We start from the raw sequence: 19,306 nt of genomic DNA, 5'->3' as shown, positions 1-19,306 counted from the left end.
ATGGCCACATGGAATCTCGCGCAGTGTGTATAATCATGCTTATGTGTGTTCCCTTGCGTACGGGATCATGCTCGATTTCATGTGTTTATAATTTGTCTTTCAATGGCCACCCCGAACAGTCGGGGCAGGCTCGATTTCATATAATAAACCCAAATTGATCTACTTGTCTGTTTTCGATTTTGGTATATGGTATATTATCGGACGGAGGCCGGTGGATGGATAAAACCTCTCCTCCGTCCAGATTACCAATCATTTCTTATTTGCCCTCAAAATACTCCTTTATGACATACCAAGCTTTCTTTTTCCCTCCTTTTTCAGATATCAGCCCTTTTCTGTTGTACCCCTTTTGATAGACTGAATGCATCCGTCCCAGGGATCTGTAATCAAACAAAAGCCATGGACACACTCCTACCAAGTTGGGAACTGAATTGAACATCTCAATCTGGTCAACGTAGATTTTCTCTTGATATTCCTCCGTCCAATAAGCGGCTTCATCTGTTGGCCCATCACTATTTCCGTACACGGCTTCACCACCAAATTCAGAAATAAATACCGGCTTATCAGGAAAACTAATGTTCCATTTTGTTTCTGACGGTTTACCTTGCCACGGCAAATACCATCCAAAATACTCGTTGAGTGCGATAATATCAGAATGGATGTAAAGGGAATCCCATACATTCACAGTATTGTTCTCGTAGCCTTGTGTATTGATTACGTGGGTAATCAAGCGTGCAGAATCCAAATCTCTGCACTTTTGTGTAAGTTCGGCAAGCCTATCATCCCTATTGGGTGTAGTGGGGTATGTTTCGTTCGAAAGTGCCCAAACGACGACCCCACAACGGTTTTTGTCACGACCAACCATTTCTTGAAGCATTTGCTCCAATTTCGCCGGCATAAGACTATCGGAAAACTGGATATGCTGATACACAGGCAGCTCATCCCAAACCATGATTCCCAATCGCTCGGCTTCCTTCACCATGTTTTCACTATGAGGATAGTGGGCCAGACGGACAAGATTACATCCCAGTTCTTTTGCCGAATTAAGCAACAGCTTAGCATCTTCGCTTGAATACGCTCTACTCATTCTGTGAGGATTCTCCTCATGGATATTGACAGCCTTTAGGAATATCGGCTTACGGTTTAGCAAGATCTGATTACCCTGCACTTCTATACTTCTGAATCCTATAGTGTCAACCAAAAAATCCGTGTCACTTTTAACAGTTACGCTATAAAGTTTGGGGTTTTCGGGTGACCAAAGTTCAAACTCCGACTCAAATTCCACGTGAGCAAAGCCCTCATCATCTGTTCTTGCTTTATAGCGCAAATTTAGTTCGGGAACTTCGATCTCAATGTCTTGTTTTTCACCGGCTCCATTCATCTTAACCCACCCTAAGACGGTATTAAGACTTCCTTTTTTTAACTGTATGAAATAATCTTCAATAAAGGTGTTGTCTGTTTCAATTAAATCCACGTCACGGGTAATACCTCCATAGTTAAACCAATCATACCCATAGCCCGGGAGGCCGTTTCCTTTACGGTTATTGTTGACCTTCACAATAACGGTATTATCTCCATCCTTGATTTTGTCGGTAATTTCAAACTGAAAAGGGGTAAAACCGCCTTCATGGCTACCGATTTTTTCGCCGTTCAGGTACACGTCAGCCAGATAATTAACTGCCCCAAAATGGATAAACAACCTTTTTCCTTCAGCAATCGAATAATTAAACTGCTTTTTGTACCAGACTGTCCCTTCGAAATAGGTCAACTCGCTCATCTGGGAATTAAAGTCTCCGGGCACATTCAATACCGGAGCCTCTTCAAAGGAGTACTCATAAAAATCTGTCTTTTTTACAGGTTTTTTCTCCGTCCATAGCTGCAGATATTCACCTGTATTGGAAGGGTCTATTATTGCCTTCCACTCCCCGTTCAGGCTCGTCAACTTCCTGGATTGGATATTAACCATTGCGGTCTGCGCGCAGATATCGTTTCCTAATAGGATAAAGGCTCCAAAAACCAATATCCATCTTGTTATCATTGTATTAAAGTATTTCATGTGTTTATATTTTGTTTTAAGAGGTCAGATAGCCTGTCCCGTGACGAAGGAAACGGGATGGAATCTCGCATATTGGATAATCATCCCTTTGTGTATCGCCTTCCACATGCGCATTTTAAGTGTTTATAATTCCCGGTATTTCAGTCTTGGATAAGCGCCCAATTGCCCTGATCAGTCGGGACAATTGGGCAGCCCATTCTCATTTACCGCCTTCAACAATATTGTCAATCGTGCGTTGCTCTTTCACCGTATTAAGTCGTCTGTCCAATGCTCCACCTGTATCCCACCAAAATGGGATTAAACCATTTTCGATTGCCTTTTTTGTCACATACCTGATCCAATGATCCACAGAGTTATTGTGGGTCTCCAGATCCAGTGGTACATGTTGCGTATTGTTGCGCCTGTACGCCCCATACTCGCCCAGGATTACCGGGATTCCTTTGTCCACGAACTTCTGCTTTGCCAAACCGAAAGATTTAACCACATCATCTTCCTCTCCATAGGTGGCATTACGGTCCGGTTCAATGGTTGAATGATACCCATTTCCCCAGTAATAGACCATATTTCCCCAACTTACGTCTTCTGCCAGGATACAGAATTGGGACGGAGTGTAATAATGTAGCTCAGCCATCATACGCCCTTCAATCTCATCTGTAGGCATATTCATCATCTCATGGCTCTTTTCAATATTGGTATCAGGACCCTGAATCACGAGTACCCTGTAGCTGTTTCGCCCACCCGTAGCCCGGACAGCATTGACGAAGGTCTGGTGGTAGGAATGAAGTACCTCCATCTGTACTGCATCATGGACGTTGGGTTCATTGGCGCCGGCAAACATCAGGTGCTCGTCAAAATCCCGCATTGCCGTGGCGATTTGCTCCCAATACGCTTTTTGTTTGGCATTCACCGAATCCTTCTTGGCTGGGGTGACATTGTTTTCCAGCCAGCCACCATCCCAGTGGATATTGAGCAACACATACATATCATTGTTTACGCAGTACCCCACCACTTCTTTCACCCTGTCCATCCAGACAGGGTCAATCTTTGCAGTATTCCTATCCACAATATGGTGCCAGTCCCAGGCTACAGGAAGGCGAATCGCATTAAATCCCTGTTGCTTTACAAACTTTACATACTCTTCAGTAATCATGGGATTACCCCAACCATCTTCCCCACCGGGGGCTTCCATGGTATTTCCGATGTTCCAGCCCAACTTCATCTTAGCGGCAAGCTCTACTGCATTGCTGCTCATTCCCGTTGCATCGGGAGGCAGCGGAGAGGTATTGTAGGATGGATATAGCGTGGAAATCTGCGAAACGGTAATCCTCCTGTCCTGGCCGTTTGGCGAGGTAATATTCAATACGGTGGATCGAGTTAGTCCGGTGGCATTGGGAACAGCAGCTATTTGAATAGAAGTACTTCCACTATTGCCTGCAGTGTGGCTTAACTGTAACCAAGATGAGGCCTGATTGCTGATAATCCATTCATTGGTACTGGTTATTGAGATTTCCATATCCCCTCCTTCTTCATCAAACTCCAACTTATTCACGGAAACGTTAAGCACTGGGTCTATCACACCCTCTTCTCCACAAGAGACAAGTACCATCATTCCGAATAGTACTGCCAGTACCCCGGTCAATTTCATTTTCTTCATTTTAGGTTATTTTGGTTATTGAGTTTATTATTTGCTTTCTTATAAATCCTATTTCTGCGTTATCCCCTTCCAATTATCCGTTCTAAATGGAACAGCAGGCAAGCCTTCGGAATTTATCAGGTTACATGTAGGATTGTCAGCCCAGGCATAACGAACGACCACCGGATTGTCCACCTCTTCCGAATACACTACCACTTCACTCCCCTCAATGACAGCCTTAGCCCAATGAAATTGCCGGTCATCCCCGGCTACCGCAAAACCTGTCACTTCATTTCCGTCTTTGACCAAAAGTCCTGATCCTGTATGGGCAAAACTGATCCGAATACGGTTCCCTTCTATTTTGGAACTTTTGCACTCTGGGCCTGACGCCGCGGCTTTACAACTAACATACTAAGGTATTGACAACCTTACTTGGACAGGGGATGCTATGTGTTCAATAAGGGGGTTTGATGTTTTATCCTGGATGATTATTACCAAAACCCGGAAGGTGTAGGAGTTTTAGTTAATGATTAACTTCTTGGTTATATAAGACTGACCGGAACGTACATTGACCAAGTAAACTCCTGGTCTCAGGAACTGATCAAATTCCAGTATCTCATACCCTTCTGTAATTTCCCGGTGTAGCAATCTGCCATGGGTATCATATACAGTGATGACTGCAGTCTGTAAAGACATTGGCAATACCATTGAAAATTTCCCTCCGTGGGCAGGATTTGGATATATGACAACTTCATCTGCAATACTATCCGCCTCTTTTGAAATGGCAGGTATATTCGAATCAAATATGCTTAGTTCTTCAAATTCATTTGAACTGAGGAGTCTTGCCGAAGGATTGCCGGCCGTGATGTATCTGATAAAACCGTTACAATTCAACCATTCGCTAAACGACCCACCACAGGTATTTTGCCATACCCCCGTATTGATTTCCTGGTCTTCCGATTGATAGGTGATCCCGTCAATGATGACATAATCTATCTGTACATTCCTGGGGCCATTGTCATTGGTATAATGGATCTCTACTGTCCCACTACCTGAAGCCGTGTAATCGGCATACGAAGTAGTAAGTGTCCAGGTAGCGACCGTGTTGCCATTTACCCGCAAGTCTATAGATTCATCACCTTGTATTCCCCTGGCTCTTACTGTAATCGCATTGGGATCAAAAGGGGAGAGATAGCTACCACCTATTACTTCTTGGGAAATCCCCGGACCTTCCCAGGCCACTGCAACATTATCCCCTCCTCCGCTTTCTTTATGAAGTACTTCGATATAATACTTCTGACCTGCTGTAAGATTTACGGCAGCAGACTGCTGGGTACTGTATTTATTCCATTCCCCAGGACTGGTCCATCCATCTACGAAGGCTATCCTTGAGCTATTGTCAGGATTATCGTTAGTACTCAGGTATAAATCGGCGTTGTCGTCTCCAGCCACCCAAAAGGTATAACTTCCTGTAGCAGCGGGATGAATATACCCGCGTATCCTGGCACCATAATTATCGGCCCAGTTTGTGGGACCTTCAAGGCTTGAGATCAGCTCACTGCCTGTGGGGTTATTGGGATAATTGGCATTGGAAGTTAAGCTGCTGATACTAGCCCCACTTATTCCTGTCCAATACTCTCTCAAGATAGAACCCGAACCTCCTGCTACCGTGACATCAAAAACCTGCACGCTTTGACATCCTAGGCTGTTGGTGTAGGTAGCTTCATAGCTCCCTGCCTGATTGGTTTGGATATTGGAAATAGAGAGCTCACGGGTAGAAGCGCTAAATCCATTAGGCCCGCTCCAACTCCATGATCCTCCCTGGGCAGGCTGGGGACCAAACTGTACACTGCCACCTACCGTTACAGAAGCATTGGCTGTCTGTTGCCAGTCACCGCCATTGATCTGTACGTACGGGGTGACCGTCGTAGGCGTGCATACAGCAGCAGGTTCTCCATATACGATACCACGGCCTGCCGTACTCATATATACCCTTCCGAAGACATTCATATCGCCCTGGATGAACTCCCCATTTCCGGGACCTCCATATTGGAGATCATCCTTATTGATTCGGGTCCAGGATGCACCCTGATCTGTAGAGCGATAAGCACCTCTGACATTGTTAATTGTACCCCATATATAGATAGCCGGATAATCTGCTCCCAGAGCTGCTATTCCAAAGCCAACAGCTCTGCAATTGCTGACACCACTTACGGTCGAAAAGGATTGACCCGAATTGGTCGAGCGTGCCAGCCCCCCATTGTTCAATGCTATCCAGACATGGCCTTCCATACCGGGAGCCAGCCGGATCACTTTTGAGCCCCAGCTACCTACCGTACTTGCCTGGGAAAATGATGACCCACCATTGGTACTTACCATGACTGCCCCATTTTCAGGGTTGTACGCATAAAACTTATTGGAATTGACCGGGTCGCCGACCGGCAGTGCCTCATTGATATTCAATCCGCTTACCGTCGACCAGGATGATCCGTTATTGGTTGACCGGTAAGTGGTCGATGATTGCCGAGGAGAATGTAACAGGATATTGCCATTCGCAGATAAGGCCACTTTACCCTGGGTACCGTTCATGTTGTTCTGAACCCAAGTAAGCCCCATGTCGGTGGAATGATACATGGAATTGCCAACACGGACAACTTTGTTTGTATTCTGGGCTGCTACCGACAATCCTGTGGTGGTCCCAATATTCGGGGTATGGATCGGCGCGTATTGATCAATGTTGGTGTGTCTGAATCCGTCATAGTCACCGATGACAGAAACTACCGGGCCATTGGGAATACTTTCTATACCAAGAGGCACGGTTTCTTCAAGTCCTCTAACCGTAAACCTCCAGGTATCATTAGTATTGATGTTTTCATTCACGAATATCCCATTGCCCGAAGTGATCCAAACTTTTTGCGTATTGAAAGGGTCGAATTCTATTGAACCGGCCCAATGGATGGATTTTCCGTAAATCCAGGTGATGCCATCAGTATCCAGATTAAATCCCCGATCTACCACATCTACCCAGCTTGAACCGCCGTTTGCGCTCAAGTAGATCCTGTCGCCCCATACGTTATTTCCGGTATTCGTATTAATGTATTGACTCCAATAGGTGTTGATGGTTGATGCCACAATCCTGTTGGGGTTGTTGGGATCAACACTTATTCCTCCAAAAGCTCTGTTGGAACCCGGGGGAGTAATGTTTGTCCATGCCCCTGAGGCAAAGCTGTACTTCCAGATCCCTCCATTGTCCATGGGCTCAGAGCCTGCCGAATTGCCGTGTGGTCCGGCTCCGTTTCCATAAGTGATATAGAGGTCACCATTACTGGCCAAAGTGGCACGGTGGGGCATAAAATCAGCAGGTGCTCCTGACACAGCAGTAAATGATTGCCCTCCATCATCACTTCTGTAAAAATTTGGTCCCTCACTTCCCGAGCGCGAGACCCCTACAAAGATCCTCTGGGTATTCCCTCCCGAATTGCTTGACGGGTCTAATACCACAAAGCTTATCCCGTTCTCATTCGGTGTGGTGGTTACATTTAAGGAAGATACCCTGCTCCAGCTTGATCCCGCATTTGTACTCTTAAACAGGCCGTTCGACCGGGTTCCACAATACAGTATATTGCTGTTGTGGGAATCTACAACCAGTTTCTCCCCGGATTGCCTCCCCATACCATTTCCGTGGGCACGAAACTGGGATGTTACTTCAGTAACGGTAAACGAATTCCCGTAATCGTCTGAGCGAAGGATTGCGGTCCTACCATTATTAAAGTAGCTGATACCTACAAGCATGTACAGTCTGCCGGGGTTATTAGGATCCAATGCCAGGGATTCAACGCCCAAAAACCCTACCTGATCTTCAGAAACCCAGTCCGTCAAAGAGATCCAACTATTGGTTGGAGCATCCCATCTGTAGGCTCCTCCCACATCGGTCCGGGCATAGACCAGGTTTTGCTCAGTCTTGCTCGGGATTATAGCGGAAACAAATCCTCCGCCGCCAATGGCTACATTATTCCAATTGTAATCTTCCGCTGTCTGGGCTTCCGCTTGATAGCCCTGAAAAGTAAAAATTACGACAAACAAGCAGAGGAAGGCGAGTAACTTTTGCCTGAATTTTGCGAATACGAAAGTGGACAATAAAAGTCCACGGCCATAAAGCCCAAACGGCATCTGCCGGAGGGTAATAGGTAGATTTATTTTCATTGTATTTTGGGTTAATTGTTAATCAAACTCTAAAGGCGATATAAAAAACAAGGGGTGATTGAACTTATATCCAACCACCCCCTATCTGTCTCCAATCTGCTTCCAAAAGGAAGTGACTATTAATTAAATGTCTTTATTTCCCCTCCTAGAGGCGTCTCATTAGTTAAAACCTCCAGTCTATCACTAACTATTATTTCGATAGAGTTCTTGAAGGGCTTCAAAAAAACCACCCCAATCCCCCACTAAAAAAGGAGGGAAAAGGGATGATTTTTAGAAATCAGAAAGTAAGAGCTTGCTTAAGTTTTGTTTTTGAAGCCGAAATCGACATGATTTAAACAAGCTCTAAGATCATTCAGCTATTTTCACTACTCTGATATTATCTATAGCAATATTCATAGGGGCTGCAGCTTCACTGGAATCATTGACCGAGAAGATATTGATACTTCCGCTGCCAGAGTCTCCCAGTAAGTCTTTTAAACTTCCAACTGATTCGCCTGCCCCATCTTTTCCTCCATTGGGTTTATTACGGAATTCTGAAAATGGGATGGTTACTGTGATCCAATTGCCCTTTGTAGTGAATGGTGCAGTTCTATTACTTCCAAGATTCCAAGGTTCGTAGCGTGCCACGTAATCCCAATTGAAATCTTTTAAAATGATTAGAGACGTTCCATTCCATTGCCCAGGTACATTGATCTCAAATTTAAAAGCATAATCGTCAACAGGATCCTCCAACTTATCCTCCGGAACCCACTGGACTGCTTCGGTATTAATACTTCTCCCTCCTTCCCACCAACTGGAATTACCTGCATTTAGACCATTGTTTTCCAAAACTGCAAAATCGCCCCTATTGCTCGGAAAGATGGTGCTGTTATTGCTTATATTCGCTCCCCAGCTGTACGTATTTACACCATCGAAGTCACAAAGCATACCTGTGGGATCATTGACGTTGAGAGAAGTAGTATAGGATCCTGAACCGGTTTCTACCGTTACCGGCCCACTTTGATTGAGTGCCGGGGTCTTAAACCCAATTGATGTACCATTATCCGATAGTCTGTATTCCGAAATCGTCGCACCGGCAAAAGTCACCTCTTCTACGTAAAAGAAATTGCTGCCATAAATGTACACCGAGTCACCCTCACTCGGGAGTTCGTATGATACTCGTGTGATCAAGGGTGTGTCAATGACAAAGTCAATCGAATAGGTAGAAGATCCTCCCGCGCTTACAACTGTTACTTTACTCAGTTCTTCTAAGGGCACCGACTGGAACGGAATAGAAGGTATCTGAACCACTATATTTCCATCAGTCAAAAGGGTTTGGTTGATGTTTGCCTGGACACCACCAAAAGTCACCTGGGCAACCTGGGCTAAGTTCTTTCCATGTATTACCACCCACTGACCGGTAACTATTTCAGTGATTAATGTGTCGTTGGGAGCCGCTTCATAATTTCTAACACTCGTAATAAGCGGCGCCGGCACGGAGTCTTCCTGCTCACAGGAAAACATCAGGGTCATCATTACTGCCGCACAAGCCAGCAGCAATCGATTTATATATTTTGACATAGTCTTTTTCATGTGTTTATAATTGTTTTCTATTGGCCACATGGAATCTCGCATGCATTATAATCATCCCAGTGTGTGACTCTTGTGTCATGCTCGATTTCATGATTGTTATTACTTATCTTCAAATGGATATGGTAACGGGGGCTCCATCAATTTGGGATTGGCGGTCACCTCGATTGAAGGCAGTGGGAAAGTAAAGGTATTGGCGTTCGCCGGGGTTATGTCTCCGAAAGGGTCATTTGGTGTTACGACCCCATTTTCGTCATATTCAAAGGCTACTCGTTGCTGGTTATTGAGGATGCCGATAGCCTTTGGCGAATTATAGTAAGAAAGCCTTACCAGATCATCCCAAAAATGACTTTCACCGGCCAGCTCAATTCTCCTTTCATTCATCAACATGTCAGCATCAATCGAGGTAACGGCAGTAAGCCCTGCCCTTCTGCGCACTTCATTGAAGTAAAACAACGCATTCGCATCTGATGTGACGGCATTGTCGCCCAAGATGGCTTCTGCATATATCAGATACACATCTGCCAGCCTCAATAAAGAATTGTGCTGCGGAGAAGAGTTCGATGTCATTGTAGGTGCTTTGTTGTCGACATTGGTACCCACAATATGCTTCTTCAAACCGGAATCATTATTGAAAGTATAACCACCTCCCGCCGCATTCAGCTCAGGATAATAATCCCCCCTCAGCATAAAAGTAGCCTTGCGCCTGATGCTATCCTCCGGAGTGTACAACTCGAACATATTCATGGTAGGCCGGATACCAAACCAACCCGGTTGCCCATTGGCTGATATTTCTGCGCCACCCGGAGAATATATCTGAAGCATGTTGCCTTCCATCCAACCAAGACCCGGAGACCATTGCAGTGCAAATAATGATTCCCGGTTATCATTAAACTCCGTTCTAAACAGATTTTCATAGTTGTCCAACAATGTCAGTCCGCTTTCGTTACATACATTGCCTGCATACAGCTTGGCCATGTCAAGTAGTTCCTGATCACGCTGTCCAAGTCCTTTCGAATTTAAACCGGCCCAGGTCAGATATGCCTTAGCCAACATCCCTTGTGCGGACCAGGTGGTAAGCCTTCCTTTGGCATCTGAAAGGGGAAGGTTTTCGGCTGCATAAGTCAGGTCATTCACTACAAACTGATATACATCGTTAACCTGGTATCTGGGAACCAGAGGGGAAGTTACCAACTTGGTATTATCTTCTATAATCGGAACATCTCCCCATAGCAACGCCAGGTTATAGTATGCAAATCCTCTTATAAACTTCGCTTCTGCAATGGCCGCATTCTTGTCTTCTTCAGGTATAGTCGCAGGCGCTTTATCTGTGATGGCATTGATAGTTGTATTGCAGTGGGCAATGATCCTGTACATAGCCCTCCAGTTTGCAACCATAATCCCATTCAATCCGGTGATGGAGAATGTATTTAGCTGAACAGCATCACCCCAATACCCTACGGCCATATTACCGCTAAGAACCTCGCCTACAGGCAAGTAACACGAATAATTCCATTCAGCCCAAGGTCCTCCTCCGTATAGTGCGGCGGTAGCCAATCTCAAGTCATCGGTAGTCTGATAGAAGTTTTCAGTGCTTATCTCTGACAATGGAGGTCGATCCAAAAAGTCCTCACTGCAGGATACTGAGAGTCCTGCAATTACGAGAAAGAAATAGATTAATATATTTTTCGATTTCATGTGTTTATAATTTGATTTTCAATGGCCACATGGAATCTCGCATGCATTATCATCATCCCTGTGTCTGATCTAGGGGGACATGCTCGATTTCATGGTTCAGCATTTTATTTGTTCAAGGTAACATTGGCACCTACTGTAAACACTCGGGCCTGGGGGTAAAAACCGTTATCCACACCTGCATTCAGGGGATCCCAAGATCCGATTTCAGGATCCATACCCTTATAATTCGTTATAAGAAACGCGTTGTTGACATTTACATAAACTCTAAGCGCATTTATCCGTGCTTTCTGAGTGAGTCTTTCCGGCAGAGTATAACCTAATGAGATAGTCCTACATCTGATAAAGGATCCATCTTCGACAAATTTGTCAGATGTTCTATTATTCTCGTTTGTATTGTCATTTCTGATACCTACAATTTTGGTATCAGGATTGGATACAAATACGTTGTTGATATCAGTAGCTGATCCTTCGGGATCTATCAGTTCAAGTCTGGCATAATTATTCAATGATCTCAGGTAGCCGAAACTGGTTCCCGGATACTCCCCGTTGACACGCAACTGGTTGAAAACCTTATTCCCATAATTCGCACTGAGGAACACATTCAAGTCAAGATTCTTGTAGGAAAACGAGTTGTTGAGGCCCACTTGAAACTTAGGAATAGGTGAGCCCAGATAGGTTTGGTCTCTTTCATCGATGATCCCATCACCATTGAAATCCCTAAACATCAGATCACCGAACCAGATGCTTCCTCCGGCAGCACCTATTGGAAGTGGCGCACCGTTTCTCACTGGGATAGCATTTGTCTCAAAATCACTTGCCGTGGCAAAAACCCCTTCAGTGACATAACCATAAAATTCACCAATAGATCTTCCTACCGGAGTTCTGCTGAACTGACCTGTCAACGCAGCATCATCAGTAATAAGCCTTACCACTTTGTTGACGTTGCGTGACACCGTAAGGTCAGTGGACCAGATGAAATTTTTATTTCTTATGTTTTTTGTACTAATTCTAAAGTCAATTCCTCTGTTGTTGACTTCTCCAACGTTTACCCAAGGGGATTGTATTGAACCGGGGGAATACCCTATACCTGTACCCGAGTACATCGGTAACGGAACCTGCATCAAAAGACCGTCAACATTTCTGTCATAGATATCTACCGAGAAGTTTATACGCCAGTTAAAGAATGTTCCGTCAAGACCGATATTGCTATACTTTGTCCTTTCCCATTCTACGAAGGGATTGCCCATGTTACGAACGATTTGGGATACTCCGGATAAACCGGTGGTAACAGTGCCCAAGCCGGAAGTATAGCGGTAATCAGGAATATTCTGGTTGTTTGTCAAACCATAACCTACTCTTAGCTTCAACTCATTCATGTCTTTAACATTCTTGAGGAAGTTCTCATTATGAATTTTCCAGGCTATAGCTCCGGAATAGGTAGTTACCCATCTATTTCCTGCAGCAAACTTTGAGGATCCGTCTGCCCGCACATTACCGGTCAAGAGATATTTATCATCTATGCCAAGATTTACCCTGCCAAAATATGACTCTTGGGAATTATGGTTTTTCACTCCGGAATTCATAGCCGTGAGTGGGTCACCGGCACTGATGGTCTGCACATTATTTGAAGGAAAGTTGGTACGGCTTGCGAATACGTTCTCTGATTTGCTCAGCTGCGCCTCGTGGCCTGTCATCACGTTCAAATTGTATCTATCACCCAACATTCGGGAGTAGGTGATGTAATTCCGTACAGTGGAATAGAAGTTTTGCGAGAATCTGTAAGTAGCTTCGTTGATCGTTCTTACCACAAGCCCCATTTCGTAAGTAGGGAAAAACTGATCCTGTGTGGCCATAGAAAAACTGCCTGTCACCTCACTCCTATACACCAAATCTTTCAATAAATTAACCTCGGCATATAAGTTGCCAAATAATTGGTTTCTCCTAACATTATCCTTATTGATAAGCGCAATTGCATAAGGGTTTACAGTATTATTGACCCAACCATTGGGGTTAAAAGCACCACCCCAGCTTCCATCCGGATTTGATACAGCTATATCCGGAGTCTGACTAAGAGCCGTTCTTACGACGCTCGAACCGGTAGAAGTGACATTTTCATTGATATTTGCCAACTGAAGACTTGTCCCGATTTTCAGCCAGTCTGTTGCCTTATTGTCTAGATTAAGTCTCAGGGATGCTCTTGTAAAATCAGACCCCAGGGCTATACCTTCCTGATTGAAGTAAGACGCTGAAAGTAGATATTGCGTCCTTTTATCACCTCCGCTCAACGTAAGGGCATGATTGGTCATGGGGGCGTTTCTAAATAACTCACCCTGCCAATCTGTTCCTTTACCCAAGTATTCGGGGTTTACAAACTCAGGTCTTTCATCGAATCCCCATCCTAATCCCGTGTTCCGCTCATTAATAAAAGAGGCATATTCCCGCAAATTCATAAGCGGAAGCCGACGGGGAAGTTGCTGAAAACCGGTACTGAACTCGTAATTGATACTGGGAGCTGCATCACTACCTCTTTTGGTTGTGATAACAATAGCCCCGTTGGTAGCTTGAGAACCATATATGGCCGTAGCGGAGGCATCTTTTAACACGTCGATGGACTCAATCTCATTCGGGTTGATTCCGGCCAAAGGATTGGTACCGGAACCCAAGGTCGCCATCCCCCCCATAATAATCCCATCAATCACATATAAAGGAGCTGAATTATTGAAAGTCACCCCCCTTACCTGCACATTGACCGCTCCACCGGGCTGTCCTGATGCCTGCTGTACAACAACTCCGGGAACCTTCCCCTGCAGCGCCTGATCTATAGTGACAGGACTGGTTCTGCGAATATCGTCACCGGAAACCGAAGAGATAGATCCTGTGACATCCTGTCTCCTTGTAGTCCCATATCCAATCACTACCACCTCATCCAACGAATTAAAATCCGACTTCAGAACCGCGTTGATGACACTTTGGCTTCCCACACGGACTTCTTCATTAGTAAATCCGATAAAACTAAAAACCAAAACTGCTTCAGAAGAAGGAACTTCGAGGGAATAGCTCCCGTCCAAATCGGTAACGGTACCATGGGTCGTTCCTTTCACAACAACATTCACTCCCGGAAGGACCTCCTTGTCCTGCTCCGATTTCACTACACCTGATACTTGGATGGTCTGTCCAAAAATGGTCGTTGACCAAAAGCACATTAGGATAAAACTAAGGCCATACCTTAACCTTGTACCAGGCCACTTAAAGCTTGTACACGTTTTTAACTTCATAAATAGATTATTTTAGGTTATTGTTAATTCGACCATTTTATCGGTCGATTGACAGCGAAATGTAGGAATCCTAATTTCAGAGGAGGGTTCGCCATGTTTTCAATAAGGTGCTTTGATGTTTTATCTTGCCTTATCCAGTATAAATAGTTGGCTCATCACAAAAAATCATTCATAAAATTGGCTCATACACCTATGAGACAGAATTTCTCCAAAAGGGCTCGCATGAAAATGAGCCGGGGGCTAAGACTCCCCGGCCTCCGGCAGGTAAGTCTGTCAAATAATTAGTTCTAATCCGGACACTCAATCCTTTAAGCCCCCACGCTTAAAAAATATCCCCTAGAAAACACGGTCGAGACAAAGTGCAGCAGCTTAGCTGAGTGGTTTTATTTTAGGACCAGATTACTTTATACTACGCACATAATCTGAGGGCAGAATACCGAATTCGTTTTTGAAATTTATAGTGAACCTTTTGGGGGAGTTGAAGCCAACACTATAGGCAACTTCCGCAATTTGCATCTGGTTTTGCTCCAGCAATTGTCTGCCTCGCTTTAGGCGAATGGTACGGATAAACTCTGCCGGCCCTTTTCCTGTGATGTTCATCAATTTCTTGTATAAATGACTTCTACTCAACCCTACCTCGCTTCCAAGATCCTCCACAGAAAACTCCGGCTCACTGATATGCTCCTCCACTACTTTAATGGCTTTTTCGATCAGTTTTTGATCCAGAGAAGTGATGGTTATCTCGCTGGGAGAAACATCCATTTTCTGACTAAATGTAATATGGCTCAATTCTGTCCATTCCAAAAATTTACGAATCCGTAATTTCAATAGGTTAAAATTGAAAGGTTTGGTGAGATAATCATCTGCTCCCATTTCCAATCCCTCAATCTGGTATTCTTCAGCTGTCCGGGCGGTTAACAGAATAACCGGGATATGAGACCAATGTATATTTGTTTTTATTTGATGGCAAAGTTCTATTCCTGACATCACAGGCATCATGACATCACTCACTACCACGCGAACATCATTTACTTCAAGTTGTTCTATTGCCTGTTTCCCGTTATTAGCCAGTATAACGGTAAACTCATCCGACAGACTACCTGCCATAAACTCACAGAGGTCTAAATTGTCATCAACAAAAAGCAATACAGGTTTAGAAGGAAAAACCTGTTCATCTATATCCTCAGCAAATCCATCGCTTGATTCATCTTCAGGTTCCAGCCCTTCTACCTCTCCCGTTTCGATTATCGGCAGTCTGAAAGTGAATATAGAACCCCTAGGCTCATTATCTTTCACTTCAATGATACCCCCATGCATATGCACGTATTCACTAACGATATGAAGGCCGATTCCACTGCCTAAATTATCATGTGCCTGGGAGGCCTGATAAAACCGTTCAAATATATACGCCTTGTCCTTATCTGCAACTCCTTGTCCTGAGTCTGAAACATTTACAAACACAAAATCGTCCTGCCCGCAAACATGCACTTCAACTGCTTCTCCACTTTGGGTGAACTTAAAGGCGTTGGAAAGTAGGTTGAGCATAATCTTCTGAACCTTTGCCGGATCAAACTCCATCAGAAGGCATTCCGTTTCACAAGTGAATACAAAGCTCATCTGTCGGTCAATGGCATAATTATAAAAGGGTAAACATATATTCCTTATAAAGCCAATAAAATCCCCCTGTCTCAAATTCAAGGATTCAGCCTTTGCATCCAACTTACGGAAGTCCAACAAAGAATTTATCAACCTCAATAATTGTCCTGCATTCTTGTTGATTATATTCAGTTTTTGACGGAACCCATCTTCCAGATCCCCTTCAAGAATTGCCTGCAAGGGTGTGGTGATGAGTGTCAGGGGAGTCCTCAAATCATGACTGACATTGGTAAAAAACTTCAGTTTCATTTCATTGAGATTAACCTCCTGTTCTCGTTCCAGGTGAATCTTTTGCTGCTCAAGTCTGGTACGCTGATGATTCCGCGTACGGTATATTACATAGGAGATGAGACTGATAGCGAAGACTATATATAAAGCAATTGCCCAACTTGACAAATAGAAAGGAGGAGTGACTGTAATACTCAAAACCGTCGGCACGTCATTCCAAACTCCGTCACTATTACTGGCTTTGACATAAAGCTTATAACTGCCCGGTGCCAATGAAGAAAACATGACCTTGTTTTCCTGTATAGTAATCCATTCCTGACTGAACCCCTCCAGTCTATAGGAGTATCTTACCTTATCCGCATACAGCAAATCACCTGTAGTAAACTGCAATGCAATCATCCTATCATTATGCCGAAAAGTCAGGGAGTCCGTTTGCTCCATAGGACGCATCAGCAATTTATGACCATTGTACAGAGAATCCACTTTAACACTGCTATTCCCTACACTCAAGCCTGTAAAACTCACTTTGGCCAGAGGTTGTTTTTTTTCTACGATTTTGTTTGGATTGACAATGGTAAAGCCCTCTGTTCCACCAACAAGAATGTCACGGTTGCGGAGTTTATATATAGAGCGATTGTTAAAATAGTTATTATTGAACCCATCTTTGGTAGAAAAATTTCTGCTACTAATCCTAAGATAATCCTGGCTGTCACGCTCTGTGGAAAGAACTGAGAGACCATTGCTTGTAGTTACCCATATGTTATGATTATCATCTTCAATGATACCTCGAACGTTATTATCCGCAAGACCACTATTCTCATCTATGAAATAAAGCGTATCTTTTTTTACATCCCAAAGGGTAACTCCTCTTGGATGTCCCAGCAAAATATTACCATTTTCAGCTTTGTATACATTGGATATTATCATTTGGTTGAAATTCTGGGTTCCCTGCGAATTCCCCACAAGAATAGAGCAGCTACCGGATATAATATCCACTACATAGAGCCCATAGACGGTCCCAACGTATAGCTTATCCCCACCGTCATAATACATATCAAGTGGATGCTTCATCCACTCACAGACAGTTTCAAGAGAATCCAATCCTACTATGTCCTTACGGATATATTGTATCCCCCCTTCCAAAGTACCAATCCATACATTCCCGTACCGATCTTCCGCCAAGTCCCAAATGTTATTTGAAGCCAATCCACTATTTCTGGTTGTGTACTGGCTAAACCTTCCATTTTCGTAACAAATAAGCCCTTCCAAATACGTTCCGATCCATACTCTGCCTTTGCTGTCTTCCAATAAAGAAACAATGGCTGTACTGTTACCTACTGGCAGCTTCCTGATTTTTCCATCAACGGTATTCTCTTTTAACAATAATCCGTTCCCATCAGTCCCTAACCAAATATTTCCATTCCTATCTTCGAGAATTGCACTGACATCCCTACATTCGGGATGGTCAGCACTTATGATACTGTTAAAACTGTCATGATAATAGGATATGCCTTTTTTATTATGTGCAATCCACATAATGCCACTGTCATCTCTGTAAATGTGCACCACATTATTGGATGAAATTGATGTTTTATTCCCATAATCCTCCAGTAGATTGGTAAGGTTCCCGCCCGCTCTATCGTATATAAATAATCCGTTATGATCGGTTCCTATCCATACATGGCCACTCTCATCATCCAGAATATCCAATACCCTGTTGCTAGTCCCTTTGCCATTTGAACTCATCAATAACTTCTCCCAACCTGCTTTCGGGTTCTTCCGGTAATATATCAGACCGGATTTGCCGGAAAAGAGCCATAACCCACTACGACTATCCGCATATACTTTGTTGTACTGTTCGGGCTGCTCTATATCATCTAATCTGTGTAGTTGCTGATTACCCGAATGCTTATGCATTTGCCACAGCATTCCCGGCCTTAAAACTCCATATAAATATTCTCCATCGTCACTTAAGCGTACAGAAGCCATTTCCTCTAACTGCACATTCAAATTGATAACACTCACGGTTTCTGTACGTGTGTTGTAATGATGCATCTTCTGCTTATCCAGCACCCATATGTCCTTTTTTTTATCTACATATACATGAAAATCCCCGTCGACGAGTATTCCCAATTCCCGCAAAAATTCAGGCACGTCAGTAATAAAATTATCCTTGCTACGGTTGTACACCAGATAAGAAAAACTACTGATCCAGATATTCCCCAACCCATCTTCCTGCAATCCCATTACATTATTCAATAGGCGGTTATTGGATGCCCCCAGTTCAGCACTGTAGCTTTTAAACCCATAGCCATCGTAACGGTTTAGTCCATACTCCATTCCAATCCATAAAAAACCGTAGCTATCCTTTAAAACAGCGCTGACATTACTGTTGGAAAGTCCTTCTTTAGTCGTGAGGTGTTGAAATTGATAATGCCGCTGCCCTACCGCCCTTATGGAGAAAAAATGAACCAGTATTAAAACACTTAAAACAGGAACTAACCACTTCATACTTAACTGCTATAGGATAATTGGAAAATACAAGATGAATCGAGCCTGCCTACTGTCAGGTGGGCATGATGCAAGCTACACTCAGAGGGATGATTATCAACCATAGATTTGCCTAAAGTACGGCAGCCACGTGGAGCCTCTTAAAAACAAATTATAAACACATAGAAAATAATCGATGATTATCAGGCATCAAGCTAGTTTACAGACATTTCAAACAGCTCAATCAGCCTTTGTCATATACTTCTTTATGCCAATTATACCAATTTCTCTGTATGTGAACCAAAAGAGGTGACTATTTACAGCATTGCTTTCTGCTACTCCCCCTGAATATTGGACTGAAAAGGCTCTGGGCTTCATACTATCCGATAAATTTCGGCTAAATATCCCAATAACATGCTTTAGGGGAGGTGTGTTATGTGTTCAATAAGGTATAAATATGTATCCTTATCAACGAAATGGGTACTTTTTTTCAGTTTAGAA

At 43.8% G+C, this 19,306-nt stretch carries 8 protein-coding genes; all 8 read right to left on the bottom strand.

From position 1 onward, the window contains the following. Positions 1-256: 256 nt before the first annotated feature. The 8 genes from J2X69_RS20945 to J2X69_RS20910 all read right to left on the bottom strand — a co-directional run bounded on the left by J2X69_RS20945 (position 257) and on the right by J2X69_RS20910 (position 18,826). Entirely contained in the window at positions 257-2,053 is a 1,797-nt protein-coding gene (locus J2X69_RS20945; RefSeq protein ID WP_310107744.1) for a glycoside hydrolase family 2 TIM barrel-domain containing protein, read from the bottom strand. 199 nt (positions 2,054-2,252) lie between these two features. Next, positions 2,253-3,707 (bottom strand): cellulase family glycosylhydrolase, encoded by a 1,455-nt coding sequence (locus J2X69_RS20940; protein ID WP_310107742.1) that lies wholly within the window; start codon positions 3,705-3,707, stop codon positions 2,253-2,255. A 48-nt stretch (positions 3,708-3,755) separates the two neighbouring features. After that, the gene (locus J2X69_RS20935) at positions 3,756-3,995 is read right to left on the bottom strand and encodes a hypothetical protein (protein ID WP_310107739.1); all 240 of its coding nucleotides are present in this window, start codon (positions 3,993-3,995) and stop codon (positions 3,756-3,758) included. Positions 3,996-4,205: 210 nt separating this feature from the next. Continuing rightward, complete coding sequence (locus J2X69_RS20930; protein ID WP_310107737.1) at positions 4,206-7,889, bottom strand: PA14 domain-containing protein; 3,684 nt, start codon at positions 7,887-7,889, stop codon at positions 4,206-4,208. Positions 7,890-8,237: 348 nt separating this feature from the next. Next, entirely contained in the window at positions 8,238-9,449 is a 1,212-nt protein-coding gene (locus J2X69_RS20925) for a glycan-binding surface protein (protein ID WP_310107735.1), read from the bottom strand. Between the two features lie 111 nt (positions 9,450-9,560). Continuing rightward, positions 9,561-11,156, bottom strand: a complete 1,596-nt coding sequence (locus J2X69_RS20920) for a RagB/SusD family nutrient uptake outer membrane protein (protein ID WP_310107733.1) — start codon at positions 11,154-11,156, stop codon at positions 9,561-9,563. Between the two features lie 104 nt (positions 11,157-11,260). Next, positions 11,261-14,431 carry a TonB-dependent receptor gene (locus J2X69_RS20915; protein ID WP_310107732.1) on the bottom strand — a complete coding sequence of 1,057 codons (3,171 nt, stop codon included), beginning with the start codon at positions 14,429-14,431 and terminating at the stop codon, positions 11,261-11,263. A 399-nt stretch (positions 14,432-14,830) separates the two neighbouring features. Beyond that, positions 14,831-18,826, bottom strand: a complete 3,996-nt coding sequence (locus tag J2X69_RS20910) for a two-component regulator propeller domain-containing protein (protein ID WP_310107730.1) — start codon at positions 18,824-18,826, stop codon at positions 14,831-14,833. Between the last annotated feature and the right edge of the window lie 480 nt (positions 18,827-19,306).

Origin of the sequence: Algoriphagus sp. 4150 (assembly GCF_031457395.1) — a bacterium.
In the GTDB taxonomy this organism is placed as follows: domain Bacteria; phylum Bacteroidota; class Bacteroidia; order Cytophagales; family Cyclobacteriaceae; genus Algoriphagus.
This window is presented reverse-complemented; position numbering and strand designations above follow the sequence as displayed.

Coding starts and splice junctions, on each gene's coding strand:
- J2X69_RS20945 (WP_310107744.1), bottom strand. CDS start 2,053: ATGAAATACTTTAATACAATGATAACAAGATGGATATTGGTTTTTGGA.
- J2X69_RS20940 (WP_310107742.1), bottom strand. CDS start 3,707: ATGAAGAAAATGAAATTGACCGGGGTACTGGCAGTACTATTCGGAATG.
- J2X69_RS20930 (WP_310107737.1), bottom strand. CDS start 7,889: ATGAAAATAAATCTACCTATTACCCTCCGGCAGATGCCGTTTGGGCTT.
- J2X69_RS20925 (WP_310107735.1), bottom strand. CDS start 9,449: ATGTCAAAATATATAAATCGATTGCTGCTGGCTTGTGCGGCAGTAATG.
- J2X69_RS20920 (WP_310107733.1), bottom strand. CDS start 11,156: ATGAAATCGAAAAATATATTAATCTATTTCTTTCTCGTAATTGCAGGA.
- J2X69_RS20915 (WP_310107732.1), bottom strand. CDS start 14,431: ATGAAGTTAAAAACGTGTACAAGCTTTAAGTGGCCTGGTACAAGGTTA.
- J2X69_RS20910 (WP_310107730.1), bottom strand. CDS start 18,826: ATGAAGTGGTTAGTTCCTGTTTTAAGTGTTTTAATACTGGTTCATTTT.